Source organism: Actinokineospora sp. PR83 (genome assembly GCF_021056305.1).
In the GTDB taxonomy this organism is placed as follows: Bacteria; Actinomycetota; Actinomycetes; order Mycobacteriales; family Pseudonocardiaceae; genus Actinokineospora; species Actinokineospora spheciospongiae.
This window is the reverse complement of sequence record NZ_JAJCXD010000011.1, coordinates 38,110-54,852: the sequence shown is the minus strand read 5'-3', so window position 1 is coordinate 54,852 and position 16,743 is coordinate 38,110. Positions and strand designations below refer to the sequence as shown.

19 protein-coding genes are annotated in these 16,743 nt (G+C 64.2%); 3 read left to right on the top strand and 16 right to left on the bottom strand.

Annotation, left to right across the window (positions count from 1 at the left end):
- Nucleotides 1-23: 23 nt before the first annotated feature.
- From L6E12_RS03760 to L6E12_RS03745, 4 genes are all read right to left on the bottom strand, one after another.
- Nucleotides 24-440, bottom strand: a complete 417-nt coding sequence (locus tag L6E12_RS03760; RefSeq protein ID WP_236226455.1) for a hypothetical protein — start codon at nt 438-440, stop codon at nt 24-26.
- Nucleotides 437-760: a hypothetical protein gene (locus tag L6E12_RS03755; RefSeq protein WP_236226454.1), complete on the bottom strand. Its 324-nt coding sequence runs from the start codon at nt 758-760 to the stop codon at nt 437-439. The genes L6E12_RS03760 and L6E12_RS03755 overlap by 4 nt, the downstream gene beginning before the upstream one ends.
- Before the next feature lie 56 nt (nt 761-816).
- Nucleotides 817-1,002: a hypothetical protein gene (locus L6E12_RS03750; protein WP_236226453.1), complete on the bottom strand. Its 186-nt coding sequence runs from the start codon at nt 1,000-1,002 to the stop codon at nt 817-819.
- A gap of 65 nt (nt 1,003-1,067) precedes the next feature.
- Nucleotides 1,068-1,454: a recombinase family protein gene (locus L6E12_RS03745; RefSeq protein WP_236226452.1), complete on the bottom strand. Its 387-nt coding sequence runs from the start codon at nt 1,452-1,454 to the stop codon at nt 1,068-1,070.
- Nucleotides 1,455-1,664: 210 nt separating this feature from the next.
- Here L6E12_RS03745 and L6E12_RS03740 point away from each other — a divergent pair, with 210 nt between their 5' ends.
- Nucleotides 1,665-2,975, top strand: a complete 1,311-nt coding sequence (locus tag L6E12_RS03740; RefSeq protein ID WP_308074034.1) for a helix-turn-helix transcriptional regulator — start codon at nt 1,665-1,667, stop codon at nt 2,973-2,975.
- On the opposite strand, the gene L6E12_RS03735 is transcribed toward L6E12_RS03740, so the two are convergent.
- Nucleotides 2,962-3,672: a peptidase E gene (locus tag L6E12_RS03735; protein ID WP_236226450.1), complete on the bottom strand. Its 711-nt coding sequence runs from the start codon at nt 3,670-3,672 to the stop codon at nt 2,962-2,964. The two genes, L6E12_RS03740 and L6E12_RS03735, sit on opposite strands and share 14 nt — an antisense overlap.
- 53 nt (nt 3,673-3,725) lie before the next feature.
- Nucleotides 3,726-4,613: a DUF5677 domain-containing protein gene (locus tag L6E12_RS03730; protein ID WP_236226449.1), complete on the bottom strand. Its 888-nt coding sequence runs from the start codon at nt 4,611-4,613 to the stop codon at nt 3,726-3,728.
- Nucleotides 4,614-5,183: 570 nt separating this feature from the next.
- On the opposite strand from L6E12_RS03730, the gene L6E12_RS03725 reads away from it, so the two are divergent.
- Nucleotides 5,184-6,416, top strand: coding sequence for a hypothetical protein (locus L6E12_RS03725; RefSeq protein ID WP_236226448.1), 1,233 nt, complete (start codon nt 5,184-5,186; stop codon nt 6,414-6,416).
- Nucleotides 6,417-6,447: 31 nt separating this feature from the next.
- Here L6E12_RS03725 and L6E12_RS03720 read toward each other — a convergent pair whose 3' ends face one another.
- The 5 genes from L6E12_RS03720 to L6E12_RS03700 form a co-directional block, all read right to left on the bottom strand.
- Entirely contained in the window at nt 6,448-7,992 is a 1,545-nt protein-coding gene (locus L6E12_RS03720; protein WP_236226447.1) for an antirestriction protein ArdA, read from the bottom strand.
- Nucleotides 7,993-8,022: 30 nt separating this feature from the next.
- On the bottom strand, nt 8,023-8,544 hold the full coding sequence (locus L6E12_RS03715) for an HNH endonuclease signature motif containing protein (RefSeq protein WP_236226446.1): 522 nt from the start codon (nt 8,542-8,544) through the stop codon (nt 8,023-8,025).
- A gap of 26 nt (nt 8,545-8,570) precedes the next feature.
- Complete coding sequence (locus L6E12_RS03710; protein ID WP_236226445.1) at nt 8,571-8,999, bottom strand: hypothetical protein; 429 nt, start codon at nt 8,997-8,999, stop codon at nt 8,571-8,573.
- Nucleotides 9,000-9,878: 879 nt separating this feature from the next.
- On the bottom strand, nt 9,879-12,239 hold the full coding sequence (lon, locus tag L6E12_RS03705; RefSeq protein ID WP_236226444.1) for an endopeptidase La: 2,361 nt from the start codon (nt 12,237-12,239) through the stop codon (nt 9,879-9,881).
- 35 nt (nt 12,240-12,274) lie between these two features.
- Nucleotides 12,275-12,562, bottom strand: coding sequence for a hypothetical protein (locus L6E12_RS03700; protein ID WP_236226443.1), 288 nt, complete (start codon nt 12,560-12,562; stop codon nt 12,275-12,277).
- A 277-nt stretch (nt 12,563-12,839) separates the two neighbouring features.
- Here L6E12_RS03700 and L6E12_RS03695 point away from each other — a divergent pair, with 277 nt between their 5' ends.
- Nucleotides 12,840-13,088 carry a ribbon-helix-helix protein, CopG family gene (locus L6E12_RS03695; protein WP_236226442.1) on the top strand — a complete coding sequence of 83 codons (249 nt, stop codon included), beginning with the start codon at nt 12,840-12,842 and terminating at the stop codon, nt 13,086-13,088.
- Between the two features lie 28 nt (nt 13,089-13,116).
- On the opposite strand, the gene L6E12_RS03690 is transcribed toward L6E12_RS03695, so the two are convergent.
- From L6E12_RS03690 to ftsE, 5 genes are all read right to left on the bottom strand, one after another.
- Nucleotides 13,117-13,416 (bottom strand): hypothetical protein, encoded by a 300-nt coding sequence (locus L6E12_RS03690; protein WP_236226441.1) that lies wholly within the window; start codon nt 13,414-13,416, stop codon nt 13,117-13,119.
- Nucleotides 13,417-13,690: 274 nt separating this feature from the next.
- Nucleotides 13,691-14,575 (bottom strand): amidohydrolase family protein, encoded by an 885-nt coding sequence (locus L6E12_RS03685; RefSeq protein WP_236226440.1) that lies wholly within the window; start codon nt 14,573-14,575, stop codon nt 13,691-13,693.
- Complete coding sequence (smpB, locus tag L6E12_RS03680; protein WP_035287633.1) at nt 14,575-15,051, bottom strand: SsrA-binding protein SmpB; 477 nt, start codon at nt 15,049-15,051, stop codon at nt 14,575-14,577. The genes L6E12_RS03685 and smpB overlap by 1 nt, the downstream gene beginning before the upstream one ends.
- A 45-nt stretch (nt 15,052-15,096) precedes the next feature.
- Nucleotides 15,097-15,999: a permease-like cell division protein FtsX gene (gene ftsX, locus L6E12_RS03675; RefSeq protein WP_236226439.1), complete on the bottom strand. Its 903-nt coding sequence runs from the start codon at nt 15,997-15,999 to the stop codon at nt 15,097-15,099.
- 49 nt (nt 16,000-16,048) lie between these two features.
- Complete coding sequence (ftsE, locus tag L6E12_RS03670; RefSeq protein WP_035287638.1) at nt 16,049-16,738, bottom strand: cell division ATP-binding protein FtsE; 690 nt, start codon at nt 16,736-16,738, stop codon at nt 16,049-16,051.
- Nucleotides 16,739-16,743: the final 5 nt, after the last annotated feature.

Sequence of the window (16,743 nt, the reverse complement as noted above, 5' to 3'; positions counted from 1 at the left end):
ATTACAAGATGAGTTCGACCTCGTCACGCCCACCGACGTAGCCCATCAAGTACCTGTCCCATGAAGCCCACGTCCTCCACGAACTCGCTCGGTCCCACAGGCGGCGGTATCACCGTCAGGCCGGGGCGCCGCTTCGGCGGCGGCTCCCGGTCCTCCGGTGCTTCGTCGGCCAGCTCGTGTTCGGAAGTAGGCTCCGTACGTTCGGAGGGGACTTGCGAACACGCCCCGTCTGTCTGTTCGCCCATCGTGGTGTTGTCGTCTCGCAGTCTCGGGAAGAAGCCCGTGGGGCAGTCGTCCCGCTTGGCGTCCAAGATCAGGCCGTCAGGGCCGTAGTCCTTGTCTCGCCAGTTAAGCCGTAGGGCATAGCCCTGCTCAGCAACCCGGCGCAGCAGCTCCGCCACCGGCACGGCCGCGGCTTGGCTGCCGTCGTGGCGGGTCACGTCGGACTGCCCGGCTGTTGTTGTCGGTTCTTCGGCATGGTGGCCGGGTCCGGGAAGACCGGCCCGGTCATGTCCTTGGGCAAGCTGTTGACGATCCGCCCCGTGAGGGACATGCCCGTCTCGATCATGGAAATGCCCAGACTGGCCACCACCGAGGCGGGCAACGGCGCTTCCCCCTCGGTGTGCTCCCGGATGAGGTGTTCCAGGTAAGCCGACAAGGCTTCGTTGACTTGGGCCAGGCCACCCAAGAGCACCTGGTCGTCCCGCCAAGGGTTGTCCGACTCGGCAGCAGTGGAGGGCGTGTCGTTCGGGTCAGTCATGAGTGTGAATCCGTTCTGTGGCAAGGAAAGTAGGTGCGGGAGGGCAAGCCGCGGTTCTAGTTCTTCGACTGGTCGCCCAGCCGTTCCGGTAGTGCGGGGTGAGCCTTGGCGGCCTGGCGCAGCTTGCGAATGGCGCTGTCCGCCCCGTTGACCTCCCGGGGCTCACCCAGGGAAGTGACCACCCAGGCCGCCCGCGCGATGGCTGCCAGTTCCGTGAGGGACAGGGAGACCGTCACTGACACGGCCTTCTCCGGCGGTGGTGGCTTGCCCTTCGATGCACCCGGCGACATGGCCTGCCACCGGCGCCCTACGACCCGGGAAGACGACCGGACAGCACCCGCTCAACCTCCGGGGGCAAACCACCGTCCATGACCCACGGCTCGATGCCCCGCAGCACCAGCTCCCGCACCAGCGAGGCCACCACCTCAACCCGATGCGACAGGTGCCCACCGTCGACCACCACCACGGCAGCCGCCGGGCGCATGTCGAGGGCGTCAAGCAGGCCGGTGAAGCCGGGCCGCTCGTCGGCCTCCAGCACACCTGAGCAGACGTCGGTGAACACCGTCCACAGCTCCCAACCCTCCCGGGCGCACCACCAGGCCAGCGTCTCCTTGCAGCCCTCCACGTAGCCCGGCCGGTCACTGACACTGCGGACGTAGCCGAAGACCACCTCAGCCGGGGGCGCGGCCTCCACGAAGGCAGGCGGCCCGGCCGCCCCCTTCCGAACGAGCGGGCTACGGCTGTGCTGCGGACTGGCAACCTGACGTGTCGGCATCCGTCTCGGCTCCCTGGCTCGGGGGTAGGGGCGGCACCCGCCGCCCGGAGGCGGGGTTGGTGGGCGGCGGGTGCCTGACCACGAGTTTTGTGTGCTTCACTGGATGCAGTCGATCGGTCGCGGCCAGTTGTGAAGAACTGTCAAGGAGCGGCAGTGCCCGGGAACGCTGAGCTAGGAGCGGTGCTCCGCGAACTGCGGACAGCACGTGGGATGACACTGGGTACCGTCGCTAACCAGGTCCGCTGCGCACCATCGTTGCTCTCGTACGTTGAGAGCGGCCAACGCCAGCTCCACGAGTGGCTTGCCGCCAAGCTGGACGAGGTCTACGGCACAGGCGGTGTGGTGGTCTCGCTATTGCACGGCACTGTCACCATGTCTGATTCGCCCCCATTCGGGGTACCTTCTGAGAGCGATGTGTTCGTTGTGTCGCTGCTTGGAGGTGAAGCGATGCCGCTCTCACGGCGAGAACTGCTGGCTTCTCTGAGCGTCGGTGTGGCAGGTACGGTGCTGAACCGCCGCTTCGAGAGAGCGGTTGAAGCGCTTGATATGACTACCGACCCGCTTGACCACTTCGCCGCAACCTATGACGGCTTCCAAGTCGCTACCCGGTCGCTTCACCCTCACCGGCTGATTGACGGCCTGACCGGCAGCGTGGCCGTCCTTGACGGACTTCGCCGCCGCGCAGGCAGCAAGGAACAGTCGCAGTACCACCAGATGCAAGCGCGTTTCGCTGAAAGTCTCAGTTGGCTCAGCGAGGAGGCAGGCGACCTACCGGGCGCGATGTACTGGATTGACCGAGCCGCGCAGTGGGGTCAAGCCGCTGACTGGCACGCCATGTCCGCGTACGGGTTCGTGCGACGCTCCATGATGGTCGTCAGCTTCTCAGGAGACGGTCGCCGGGCTATCGACAACGCCACAACGGTCTTCTCCCAGTCCCAGTCGTCGCCACGGATGCGAGGCTTGGCTGCCAAACAGATAGCCTTCGGCCATGCGCTGCTCGGCGACCAGGAGGCAAGCACGCGCGCTCTCGACCAAGCCGTGACGCTGCTGTCCAAGCCGGTCCAAGGCGGTGACGCGCTGCTGGGACAACGCAGTGTCTTGACCGAAGACCTCTTCACGATCTTCCAGACCACTTGCGACATCTACCTTGGCCGCGGTGAGCAGGCCATTGCCAGTCTGGCACCGCGCCTGGACAGCTTGTCGTCATCTTCGGCTCGTACAGCCACGATCACCAGAGCCAAGGTGGCACGGGCCTATGCCAACATCGGGCAACCCGAAGAAGCTGCGCACCATGCCTTGGCTGCCCTCGATGACATTGAAGCGGTCGGCTCACAGTCAGCCCGAGCCGAACTGGGGCGAGCCGCCCGTACCTTCGCCCGCTGGCGAGGCCGTGATGACATGCAGGCAGTGCTCCGCCGTTTGCAAGTTAGGACCGCTTGAGGCGAGTCACGTCCAGTGGCTCCTCGTGAATATCGCTGCCGTTCGCTGTCACCCGGTAAGCGCTGGCGTGCTTGCGATCGCTGATCGCGTGCACCAGCTCGTGCCCTTGGAAGTGCAGCCCGGCTCCGGCGTCTATGGCGTAGCCCTCTGACGGCAACTCTCCTGCTCGCATGGCGCCCTCAAATACTTGGCGGCGGTCGGCATAATGCACAGCGTTGCCATATGGCAGCAGGCCCAGGCCGTCCCGATGTGCCTGCACTTCACCGAACGAGTCGGTGACGCCACCAGCAAACCAGCACAGCGAACCTGCGGACTCCCCGCCGAGGATGACACCGTGTTCGTAGCAGTCACGAAGCACCTGATCGAGGCCATGCTCTCGCCAGACCTCCAGAGCCTTGGCCACATTGCCGCGATCGACCCAGACAAGGGTCTGCTCACCGAGAAAATCTGCCAAGTCGCGCGGCCGGTCGTCGGCCGACAGCGCGAGATGACTTGTCTCTACATCGGTGTCGGCGAAGGCCGCGTAAAAGCTTTCGATGCTGACCGTGTCGTCATCGCTAGCGGTCGGGATGAAGCAGACCTTGGGCCTGGAGGGGTTGCCTGCCAACTCGAAGGCGTATCGGAAGACCGGAGACGGCTGCCAGGGGTCACGGGCACGGTTAAAGCCCATGCAGGTGGCGAGAATGCAAGTCTTCATACGACAAGCCTACAGACAAGCAAGCAATAGTAAGCAGGCGGCAACGCGCAACTTCAACCTTGCTGCTGCATCAACGCTTCGTGTGCACGATCGAGGCGAACTACCCGGCCCCCTAGGTCCTTTAGCGGTTCCTCAAAGGCTGCAATAAAACTTGCATCGGTGCTCCCAAGGAGTTTGCCAACATTCTGCCCGACTGTTGATATCACAAGCATGGAAGTAGCGAGTGGTAACTGGGGGCGCGTTTCGTAATCTTCCAACCTTGGGGAGTACACGCCATCTTGATACGTCAGATGGTTTCTATAAAGGTCGTTCCAGTCGCCGTGAACTTCGACGGAACCCTGTCGATAAGAATCGTACACGGTGTCACCGAGAAGCTTGATACGCGCTTCAATTGAAGGGTATCCGATTTTCCCCCTTCCGGGGATTGCCGACACATCATCGACACCTGCCGCCGCAGCGGCCTTTTTGATAGACCGCTGCATTCGCATCTCAATGGGTAGCGCAATCCCATTTCGCTTTTCGATATTTTCCAGGATAGTTGTGAGCAACTCACGTTCCGCTATGAGGCCACTCGCGATATACTGATCGTACCGCTCTCCATTGCCCGCATCTCCAAGAAGGTAGAGCAATGTGGCGACAGTTTCAAGCACGGAACGATTAACTGCCATTTGTTGGAAAGACTCTTTTGCAGCAAGATCACGAACCAACAGTCGCGTTAGCTTTGCTAGCCGAACCAACATGCCTCGGTTGACAGCAAGATTGCGTTCAGTTATTGGCGCTACGTGAATGCTTGATACCAAGCTCACCCAATGCGCTGTCTCGCGTAGCAGGTAAAAACTCGCCTCCATATGAGGCGCTTCAGATTTGGAGTGCGTCAACTTCTCCCAATTTGGTTCATACCTCTCTGGAAGCATGTCTTCGGTGAATTCAGTTAAGTTCATAGGGCTAGTATATTTTAACCAAAAATTTTCCGCTATCAATTTCTCTTAGCCTGAATGGAAAGTCATACAAGTTAGGCCTTCGCCTGTCGGGCCTCCTTGAAAGTTTTGCAATGCTGCTCCGTCCAATGCCATACTGCTCTGCAAGCTGTAATCGGGTTGCCCTGCCACCCTTGAAGTCAGCCATAAGGATAACTATCCACGCCGCTGTGAGACGAGCAGCCATGGGCCTACGTAACGTCGCTCGCCGTGGTGCAGCTTGGACGGCTGATGCGCGGGTCGTCAGCGTGCGCAACCGAGTCGAGCTTCAATAGCTTTGCGCAGTTCATAGGACCAATCCGGTCGGTTCAGGTATCCGGCAAGTAGGCTGCCCCCTTGGCGCTCAGGTTGACCCGGACAAACAGCCGCAGAGTATCCGTGGAGTGTTCGGCTTATTTCTCGGCTTCGCGGGCCTGGCGCTGCCGTTCGGACTGGACCTCCTTGGCAGAGGCCGGGTTCGCGGCACACAAGCAAAGATGAGACTAATGGGACTTGCATGACGTAGACTAGAAGTAGAAACCGTAGCAACGCAGCTTGTCCGGCACGATCAGACAGGAAATCCAAATGTCGAATTTGCTTGAGCCTCCTACGGATGAACACCGACGCCTGTTGCGACTGATCGCTGACGTATACCGCAAATATGACTATCGTCCGCCAGCTTGGGAATATATACAACATGAATTCGATAAAATAGGGGTAGATGCCCTGTCGGTCCTTAACTCTCTGCCGTTCGTTGGCTCAAATCGTCCGTATGGAAAATACAGTACGATTTTGTCTAACCAAAATCCCATGATTGCTTCCACGTGGTCCAATCAGGAAAACATCGGTCCGATAGTGGCGTTCGATCTTACAATTGCTGGTCGATGGCATAGCGGTGATGCTGAACAACACCGCAGGGCAGAAGAGTTCATTGTCGTCCTTAAGGATCTTGTTAAACTTCGCCTTAGCTTTGACATTCCTCCAGGTGGCCTAGCCAACACTAGGATGACATGGCAAGAAATGCACCAAAAAATGCCACACATCCCTGTCGATGTGGTAGAAAAATTTCAACAAATCGCAAAGACCGAGCCCGTGTTTCGGAGAGCATTCCTGGGAACCTACGAGGGCTCAGATGGCTGGAGTCTAGAACTTCAACGTGGACTCGCACTATATGCAGGTATCGAGAGTGTTGAAGCGTACATTGCTCGGGTTATAGAGCTACTCACACCTGAGTCGGTCGTCACGGAGCCTATTACCCCTTCAGCGTTGGGGCTACATGAAGCACTCGACTACTTGAATGTCGTTTGGCGACTCAACTTCGACAAGAACCTGCTACAGCCAATCAGCAATGAGCGAACAGCCCGGCTTGCTTTTGACGTTCACACTAGGGATGAGTTCTCTTCACAGCTCAGCAGTCTCAGCGAACTTATTAAACTTATGATCGTTCCAGGAAATAGTAGTGCATACAAAACGCCTCTTGAGCGAATCATCCCGTTCGTCTCTAGTAAGCGACAGCTTGATCCAGCGGCACTTGATCGCATGAAGACGGCTATCGAGACGCTTCGCGCAGTACAGAGTGTAAGAAACTCGCTCGGACAGCACACCGGAACCGAGCATCGTGGAGTTACGAGCCTGAGCGCTCTGAGTTTGTCATACCCCATCACTGATTACCATGGCGCCTGGAACACTATTCGACTGCGCACCATTGAAGCCCTAGCAGTTCTACGCGAAGAGATTAGCGACTCTACGGAGTTCCAAACTGATGAGACCGGCCAAACCACGGAGTAAATACGACACGACGCTCGTCCGATTGGGGCGACTAGCGATATACTGCCACCCGTCCTCCCCCTAACTCCACATAACTCAACCCACTCGCCTCAAGATCCCGCACATACGCCTCCACATCAACCTTGACGTACTGCCGAAAATCTTCTGGCACCTGCTCCAAGAACTCATATGCCCCTGTTTCGGTCAACCACTCTTCGGCGTAGTCCTCTAAAGAGTCCCAGGTACCTTCGTAGTGCTCATGGAACTTGTCCGGGTCGATGAGTTCTGTACTGTCCTCACCAACCAGCGCTACCCAGTGCCCGTAGGGTTCGCCGTGTTTGGCCAGACCGCGGGCAAGGAGGGTAACCGTCTCCATGCTGGCGTACTCGTACACGTCATGCCCCGGGAAATCGGACTGGTCGAAAATGCCCCACTCCTCCGCGGCTTCGCCGTAGCGGCGAGCCGTCGGAGAAGTCCGCAGTATCCAGGAAATCTGCTCGTGCAGTGCTTCCGGTTCCTGGTCGGCCCTGATCCACATGCCGTGGTTGAGGCCATTGTTGTAGTCGAGCAGGCTGGCTACCCAAATCTCCGGCTTGACCCCGCTCGGAGTGTCGTAGCTGTCTGCACCTTCCGGCCAGTACGGCACCGGGCTTGTCTGTTCGGCGTACTCCACCACGTAGCGGTGTAGCGCCTTGACCCACCGCTGTTCATCCGAGCTGTGCTGCTCCCAGTCCCGATACAGCTCCCGGTACAGCTCGTCATCTTCGTTGAACACCGTCCCACACCCGGCCAGCACCGCCAGTGGGCTGTCTGGCGCTTCGCCCTTGAAATGCCGCGCAAGGACCTGCACTGTCCTCGGGTCAATGGGCTGGTCCAACGTCTCAGCCGCTGCAACCGCTGCTGTCAGCCGGTCGGCTGGACGGTGCTCTGTGACCTCCTCACCGGAGGCCGCCAGCGCAGTACTCCCGAGAGCGGCGTGTACCTGTCCAGGTACCTCCTGAGCGTCCGCAGCTCGTTCGGTGCTGACTGGCGGGTCTCCCGGCCAGAGCGTGGCCCAGCCGTCGACTGGTTCCGGTGCCGCCGCGCGGCCGGTGATGTACTCGTCCAGGGCATCCAGCCACGGCTCCAGCTCTACCAGTGTGTCATCCCGTCGCCAGGTGTCCAGCTCCTCCGCCAAGCCCTCGACCAGCGCCCCGGACGAGACCAAGGCATACAGCGGCGACTCTTGACCGCCATGAAGTTGAGCCGCAATAGCCCGCGCCGTGGCGTGGTCGATGGGGCGGTTGTCACGAAGGGCATCGGTGATGCCGTGGTGGATGCGCTGCTCGTCGGTAACTGGCTCGGAGACGGATTCCGCTGACTGCTCAGGTTCCCGGTCGCTGGCCATGTCCTGAAACTCGATCAGGGTTTCAGCATCATCCGGGTCAACGCCCACGGCAACGTATCGCTCCAGCCGTGCTCGCGCTTCTCGCCGTTCCCGCGAGGCAGCCATTCGTGCTTGTTCTATCTCGGCTTGTCGCACGGGATCGTCTGTGCCGTAGCTGTTGACGCCAAAGTAGGGGTTTTCACCTCCTTGGTATGGGTGTTGTTGTTCCATAGGTAGTTCTCCTTTTGCAAAAATTCACTTTTAGACTGCCTCTTCGGCATCGCTCAAACGCTGTACAAACTCTCGTCCCTCTTCCGTGAGTCGGTAGATTTGCAGAACAGGCACGTTGAAGTCGAAGAGTCCATCGTAAGTCGCACTAGCCCTAAAAGTCTCACCGTAGATGACATACCCGTCATGCAAGAGGTGCATCATCAGAATGTCCATTACACCGGGGAGTTGCACCTCATCTACATTAGGGTTTAGTGCAAAATAGGTGAGTACGCGACGTTCTACATCACCATATCGACCATTGGTCGTGGCAAGGTTTTGCTTGTACATTCGCATGGACTGTCGATCAATCGTTCCAGTATCGAACCTGGTGTGACAGGTTGGACACAATGCAATCAAATTATCGAAGGCGTGTTCACGAACATCCGCCCACGGAATGATATGTGCGATTTCAATCGGTACGCTGCGGCACGTTGGTATTGCGCATCGGTGTCCGGCTTCCGTAAGAACTTCACGCTTCAATTGCGCTGGCACAGCAGGTCTGTCTTGAGGCATAGCGTAGAGCGTATCAGGGCCGCTTCTTATTCTAGATATCTGTTTCTACGAACCATCTCCGTCTCCTCCGCCGTCAACACATATGCTGGCAACTCCTCCACACCCTCTTGAAACGCCCGATACAACCGATGCGTTCCATCAATGAACAGCGGACTCGCTACACCCTCTTTATCTACCAGTGTCGCCACAATGACCGGGTCACTTAAATCGGTAGTCATCGCATAGTCCTTGTCAAAGTATGGGCCAGGCCCTAGCAGTCGAATCATCCCGGGTGTTTCAAGCCCTGGTAAGCCAAAAGCATTTGCCCACTCAAAAACCGGCAGAGACACTGTCGGCCGCGGCTTCTCCTCAATGATGCGTGCCGCTTCGCCTATGCTAAAGCTCCACGGACCGAAGATGTAGTACTGATTATTTTTGTCTGACTTACGCTCTTTTTTCTTGGGTTCTCGTTCCATGTGTAGTTCCTCGTTTAAGTGTGAAATACAAATGCCTCTAGCCCGTACGCCAAAGTCGGCGACGGGCTAGAGGCATGTCAAACTATGCCGCTCCTCCTCGTGGCGGCAGCTTCCGCGCCCCGTGCTGGTGAAGCAGACGCTTCACAGAAGTGGGGCTGATGACATACGACTCAGCCAGAGCTTGGATGGTGCACCCTGCTAGGTAGGACGCCACCAACGTCTTGATCTCGTCCGCCGTCAGCCGGGCCGTGACCTTGCGGGACGCAGGTGGAGTTGGGCCATCGGCTGAGGGCAACTGGTCCAGCCGCTCAGTCACAGGCGGCTCGGACTCGATCAACTCTAGCGTTCTGACCAGCGGTTTCAGGAGTTCTTCGCGGTTGGAGTATCGGCGGGCTAGCTCCACCGACCTCGGCCGACCTGTGTTCGCGGAAAGCGCGAACCAGGTCGGTCGTCGTTTTCCCTGGGGGGGCGACCCCCCAGACCCCCACGGTGCGGTGGGTTTCTGAACCAGCCTGGTGGGCTTGGGCTTCGCCGGGCCTCGCCGCGTCTGGCAGTGCGGTGAGTTCCTGAACCAACCCGGTGGACCTGGGCCTCGGCCGGGCCTCGCCGCGTCTGGCAGTGCGGTGGGTTCCTGAACCAACCCGGTGGACCTGGGCCTCGCCGGGCCTCGCCGGGCCTCGGCGCGTCTGGCAGTGCGGTGGATTCCTGAACCAACCCGGTGGACCTGGGCCTCGCCCAGGTGCGGTTGGTGGGGCGGGCTCGGCTTCGTCCGGCATCCAGCGTGGTGGGCTTGGCTTCGCCCGCATCTGGTGGGGCGGGTTTGTTGTGGTTGTGGGAGTGCGGGCCGGCACCGGGTGGTGTCGGCCCGCACTGTTGTTCTCAGGCGGCCAAGGTTGCTGTTGCTTCCTTTTCCAGGGCCAGGTCCACTGCCTCTCGGACGTCGGTGACGAAGTGGATGGTGAGTTCTTCGCGGACGGCGTCGGGGACGTCGTCCATGTCCGGTTCGTTTCGGTGGGGCAGCAGGACCGTGGTGATGCCCGCCCGGTGCGCGGCCAGCAGCTTCTGCTTGACGCCGCCGATCGGGAGCACCCGGCCGGTGAGGGAGACCTCGCCGGTCATGGCGACGTCGGAGCGGACCGGGCGGCCGGACAGCAGTGAGGCCAGGGCCGTGGTCATGGTGACGCCCGCGCTGGGACCGTCCTTGGGGACCGCGCCCGCCGGGACGTGGATGTGGACCCCCCGGTCGGCCAGGGTGGCCGTGGGGAGGTTCAGCTCCGCGCCGTGCGAGCGCAGGTAGGACAGGGCGATCTGCGCCGACTCCTTCATGACCTCGCCCAGTTGGCCGGTCAGCGTCACCCCCGTGGCGCCGGTGCCGGGCTCGGCCAGCGACGCCTCCACGAAGAGGACGTCGCCGCCCGCGCCGGTGACGGCCAGGCCCGTGGAGACGCCGGGGACCCCGGTGCGCTCCGCGGACTCGGGGGTGTGGCGGGGCCTGCCGAGGTAGGTGCGCAGGTCCGCCGCGTCCACCCGCAGGGGCAGCTCCGAGGAGCCCAGCGCCAGCCGCGCCGCCACCTTCCGCAGGACGCGGGCGATGGAGCGCTCCAGCTGCCGCACGCCCGCCTCCCTGGTGTACTCCCCCGCCAGCAGGCGCAGGGCGTCCGGGGACACCGAGACCTCCTCCGCCGTGAGCCCGGCCCGCTCCAGTTGCCTGGGCAGCAGGTGGTCGGCGGCGATGGTGACCTTCTCGTCCTCGGTGTACCCGTCGAGCCGGACCAGCTCCATGCGGTCGAGCAGCGGGGCCGGGATGGACTCGACGACGTTCGCCGTGGCCAGGAAGACCACGTCGGACAGGTCGAGCTCGACCTCCAGGTAGTGGTCGCGGAAGGTGTGGTTCTGCGCCGGGTCCAGGACCTCCAGCAGGGCGGCGGTGGGGTCGCCGCGGTGGTCGGAGCCGACCTTGTCGATCTCGTCGAGCAGGACGACCGGGTTCATCGTGCCCGCCTCCTTGATCGCCCGCACGATGCGGCCGGGGAGGGCGCCGACGTAGGTGCGGCGGTGGCCGCGGATCTCGGCCTCGTCGCGGACGCCGCCGAGGGCGACGCGGACGAACTCGCGCCCCATGGCCCGCGCCACCGACTCGCCCAGCGACGTCTTGCCGACCCCGGGCGGGCCGGACAGGGCCAGGACCGCGCCGGAGCGGCGGCCGCCGACCACGCCCAGGCCGCGCTCGTCGCGGCGCTTGCGCACGGCCAGGTACTCGATGATGCGGTCCTTGACGTCGTCGAGGCCCGCGTGGTCGGCGTCGAGGACGGCGCGGGCGGCGGGGATGTCGTAGGCGTCCTCGGTGCGCGTGGTCCACGGCAGGTCGAGCACGGTGTCGAGCCAGGTGCGGATCCAGCCGACCTCGGGGGACTGCTCGGAGGTGCGCTCCAGCTTGTCGACCTCGGCCAGCGCGGCGTCGCGGACCTTCTCCGGGAGGTCGGCGGCCTCGACGCGGGCGCGGTAGTCCTGCTCCTCGGAGGCTGGCTTGCCGTCCAGCTCGGCCAGTTCCTTGCGGATGGCGGTGAGCTGCTGGCGCAGCAGGAACTCCCGCTGCTGCTTCTCCATCCCCTCCCGCACGTCCTTGCGGATGGTCTCGTTGACGTCGAGTTCGGCCAGGTGCTCGCGGCCCCACTCCAGCAGGCGGGTCAGCCGCTCGGCGACGTCGGTGGTCTCCAGCAGCCAGACCTTGTTCTCGTCGGAGACGTAGGTGGCGTACCCGGCGAGGTCGGCGAGCGCCGACGGGTCGTCCACCGAGGCCACGCTGTCGACGACCTGCCACGCGCCCCGCTGCTGCAGGATGCGGGTGACCAGGTCCTTGTAGTCGCGGGCCAGTTCGGGCACCCGCTCGTCGACGACCTCGTCGAGCGCCTCGACCTGCACCCACAGCGCGGCGCCGGGGCCGGTGGTGCCCGCGCCGATGCGCACCCGGCCGGTGCCGCGGACGACGGCGGCGAGCTGCCCGCCGGGCAACCGGCCGACCTGCTCGACCACGGCCAGCGTGCCGACCCGCGCGTACTTGCCGTCCAGCCGGGGCACCAGCACCACCCGGGCGGGCTCGCCGCCGGAGCGGGCGGCCTCGACGGCGGCGCGGGCCTCGTTCGCGTTGTCGCCGCCGGTGAGCTGGATGGGGACGACCATGCCGGGCAGCAGGACCGTGTCGTCCAGCGGGAGCACCGGCAGCGTCAGAGCCTCGGACATGCGGATCACTCTCCAAGAAGTTGAGTCTGACCAGCTCAACCTCCCTGAGTCCGGTGGTGTTCCCCCGCCGTGTTCGCCGTGAGCGAGCGGCGGGCCAAGACCGCCGCCAGGGCGACCACGCCGAGGGCGACCCCGAGGGCGATGGCCCACCGCACGTGCCCCGCCCCGGCGGCGCGGCCGGTCAGGTAATCGGCGGGCAGGGCCTGCCGGAGGATGAGGTCGGGGGCCTCGACATCGCCGCGCGGCGGGTCGCCTGCGGGTCGCGGCGGGAACCGGCGCCCGGTCCCCGGGGTGCGGCCGACCCTCTTCTCGGGTGGTGTCACGAATACCTCGTGGGTTCTGCTGGTGGTTGTCGACGGGCGGACGGGGCACGCACCACCCGGGAGCACACGCTCCGGAGGACTCAGACGGGGCACTGCATTCTGATGCGCTTCCATAGCGTCACTCAAGCGTGAAAGCAGGTAACGGATGGCGCTTGTTTGCTGTGCCCGGCCCATGGCCATGCGACACTGTCCGGAGATCGACTAATCGAAGGCACAGGCAGGAGGGCCGGAATTGCCCGGCGGCAACACCGCGACGACTGAGGCGAAAGTGAGAACCTTGGCGGAGAACAGTGCTGAGCGAAGAGAAGAGCAACCGGGGGCGCACCGGCTGACGGCCAACATCTCCTCGGCGACCAAGGCCGCGCTCGACGAGATCGCCGACCGCGAGCAGATCAACCAGACCGAGGCGCTGCGCAGGCTCGTCGCGTACGGCCGCCTGCTGTACCGCACCGCCCAGATCGACGGCGACGAGATCCTGATCCGGCGCACGGACGACTCGACGCTGGAACGCATCATCCTCATCTGACCGGACCCGTCCGGTCGCACCGCGGTGGTCAGGACGCGGTGGTGTCGCGAGCGCGGGGGTCCACCTCCGAGAAGCCCGTCACGATCGCCTGTCCGACCGCCGTGCCGCCCCGGCCCGCGTGCAGCCGGTGCCGCCCGCGGCGCCGCGGACCACCCAGCAGGTGCCGGGCCGCGATGGCCACGACCGTGCAGCCGAACACCGCGGCGGCGCCCTGGTTGGTGACCGACACCGCCAGCACCAGCAGCAGCGCGACCACGAGGTCACCGCGGTCCAGGACGCGCACGTGCCGCACCCGCACCGGCCCCTCCCGCACTTCTTCCCGCCGCACCCGCGCACCGCGCGCCGACGGCTGCCGACCGCCCTGCCCCCACCGGTGGAGCACGATTTCCTTCCGAACCGGCTCGGCGGACCCCGACGAACGCTGTCCCATCTGCATGTCTCCAGCATTACACGCACTTGGTTCATCAGTTATGCGCACAGATGGCGCAGCGACGAACGGCCGAATGCGTAGGTCGAGCGGCACAGTGATGCACCCCAGCCTGTCAATGCTGCCGCTCAGCGAAATCACCCTATAGGGAGTGAATTCACCCGCCCGTGAATCGTCAGGACACTCTGAGGAGTCGGGCGCCATTGTCGTGCAGCACGGCGCGCAGAAATGGCTCCCCCAGGGCCGGGTCTTCCGCCCACCCGGCAATGGCGTCCACCTGCTCGGCGTAGGCGTACGGGATGCTCGGGAAGTCGGTGCCGAGGACCACCCGGTCGGCGACGTCGGCCAGCCTGCGGGTCCAGTCGGCGGGCAGCGGGGCGATGTCGGTGGTGAAGGGGACGCCGACCATGGTGGTGTCGAGGTGGACCCGGGGGTGGCGGTCGAGGAGGTCCAGCGCGAGGGACAGCTCCGGCATCCCGGCGTGGGCGAGGACCGCGGTGAGCGCCGGGTGGCGGCGCAGCACCTCCTCGAAGACCGGGAGACCGGTGTGCTCCCCCGGGAGGGGGCCGTGGCCGCAGTGGACGACGACCGGGACCCCGGCCTCGGCGAGCAGCCCCCAGGCGGGGTCCAGCAGTGCGTCGCGGGGGTCGTAGGCGCCGACCTGGACGTGGGCCTTGACGCAGCGGGCACCCGCGCGGACCGCCGCGTCCAGGTAGGACACGACACCCGGTTCCGGGTAGAGGGTGGCCGTGGGGACCGCCTCGGGGACGGTGGCGGCGAAGTCGGCGACCCAGTCGGTGAGCCAGGCGGCCATCCCCGGCTTGTGCGGGTAGACCAGCGGGGCGAAGGCGACGACGCCGAACGAGCGCAGCAGCTCGACCCGCTCCGGGACCGGCAGGCGGTAGTGGATCGGCCACGCCCGGCCGTAGTTGCGCTCGGCGTCGTCGAAGTACTGCCAGACCTTGCGCTGGACCGGGTCCGGCAGGAAGTGCACGTGGATGTCGACCAGGCCCGGGATGCCGAGGGAGCGGGCCAGGCCGACGAGGTCCCCGTCACGCATCAGCGCATCCCCTTGGCCGCCCGCCCGAGCGAGCGGGTGATCTCCTTGTTGGCGTCGCGCTTGGCCAGGTCCTGGCGCTTGTCGTAGGACTTCTTGCCCTTCGCCAGCGCCAGCTCGACCTTCACCTTGCCGTCCTTGAAGTACAGCGACAGCGGCACCAGCGACAGCCCGGACTCCTTGATCTTGCCGATCAGCCGGAGGATCTCGCCCTTGTGCATCAGCAGCTTGCGGGTGCGCCGCGGCTCGTGGTTGGTCCAGGTGCCCTGCGTGTACTCGGGGATGTGCAGGTTGCGCAGGTAGACCTCGCCGTCGTCGACCGTGGCGAACGCGTCGACCAGCGAGGCCCGGCCCTCCCGCAGGCTCTTGACCTCGGTGCCGACCAGGACCATGCCCGCCTCGTACGTGTCGACGACCGAGTAGTCGTGCCGCGCCTTGCGGTTCGACGCGATCACCTTGTTCCCGCGCTCCTTCACCATGGCGGGAACTCTACGGAAGCAGCCGGGTGGGCGGCGACGCAGTTGTCATGTGCGCACGTAGAGGCGCAGGGTGACGTAGCCGGTGACCGCGGAGATGCCCAGCGCGACCAGCAGCAGCCACGGCGAGACCAGCAGGATGTCGAGCCCGTCGACCGAGCGGACCACGCCCGCGTTGATCGGGTCGGCCAGCACGTCGTCGAGGAACACGACCTTCAGCCCGACCAGGCCGAGGATCGCCACCAGGGCGCCGATGAGGCCGGTGACCATGGCCTCCAGCAGGAAGGGCAGCTGGGTGTACCACCGGGTGGCGCCCACCAGGCGCATGATCCCGACCTCGGTGCGCCGGGTGAACGCCGAGAGCTGCACCGTGTTGGAGATCAGCAGCAGCGCCGCGATGGCCATGAAGAGCGCGACCGCGAAGGTCATGTTCCGCACGCCGTTGAGGGCGTTGAAGAACCGGTCGAGGAACTCGCTCTGGTCGGTGATGGTGTCGATGCCCGCCTGGCCCTGGTATGCCTGGGTGACGACCTCGGGCCGCTCCGGGTCGACGAGCTTGACCCGGAAGGACGCGGGCAGCGCCTCCGGCCTGGCCAGCTTCACCAGCTCCGGCTGCGCCTCGAAGATCTGCTTGAACCGCTCGAACGCCTGGTCGCGGTTCTCGAAGGTGATCGAGTCGACCGCGGGGTCGCCCTCCAGCTTCGACCGCAGCCCCTTGCACGGGTCGTTCTGGCACTCCTTGTCGGTGGAGGACACGTCGTCGGTCAGGTAGATGCTGACCTCGACCTTGTCCTGGTAGAGCGCCTGGGTCTTGTCGATCATGCGCACGACCAGCAGTCCACCGCCGAGCAGGGCGAGCGAGATGGCGGTGGTGATGATCATCGCGATGGTCATCGTGATGTTGCGGCGAAGACCGGTCAGGACCTCGCTGAACACGAAGCTGGCACGCATGGGGGGCGGTGTTCCTCGCTGTTTCGGGGCAGTCTGGACTGGGGGCGGACTAGCGGCCGACGCCGTAGACGCCGCGGGCGTCGTCGCGGATCACGCGGCCCAGGTCGAGCTCGACCACCCGGCGGCGCATGGAGTCCACGATGGAGTGGTCGTGGGTGGCCATCAGGACGGTGGTGCCGGTGCGGTTGATCCGCTCCAGCAGCAGCATGATGTCCTGGCTGGTGTCCGGGTCCAGGTTCCCGGTCGGCTCGTCGGCCAGCAGCATCAGCGGCCGGTTGACGAACGCGCGGGCGATCGCCACGCGCTGCTGCTCACCGCCGGAGAGCTCGTGCGGCATCCGCTCGGCCTTGCCCTCCAGGCCCACCAGCTCCAGCACCTCGGGCACCACCTTGCGGATGGTGTGCCGGGGCTTGCCGATGACCTCCAGGGCGAACGCGACGTTCTCCGCGACGGTCTTGTTCGCCAGCAGCCGGAAGTCCTGGAACACGCAGCCGATGGACTGCCGCAGCCGGGGCACCCGGCGCCGGGCCATCCGCGCGACGTCGAAGTTCGCCACGTAGACCCGCCCCTTGCTGGGCACCTCCTCGCGCAGCAGCAGGCGCAGGAACGTCGACTTCCCCGACCCGGACGCGCCGATCAGGAAGACGAACTCACCCTTGTCGACCTCGACCGAGATGTTCTCCAGGGCGGGCCGGGTGGAGGTCTTGTAGACCTTGGAAACCTCTTCGAGCCGGATCACGGTGG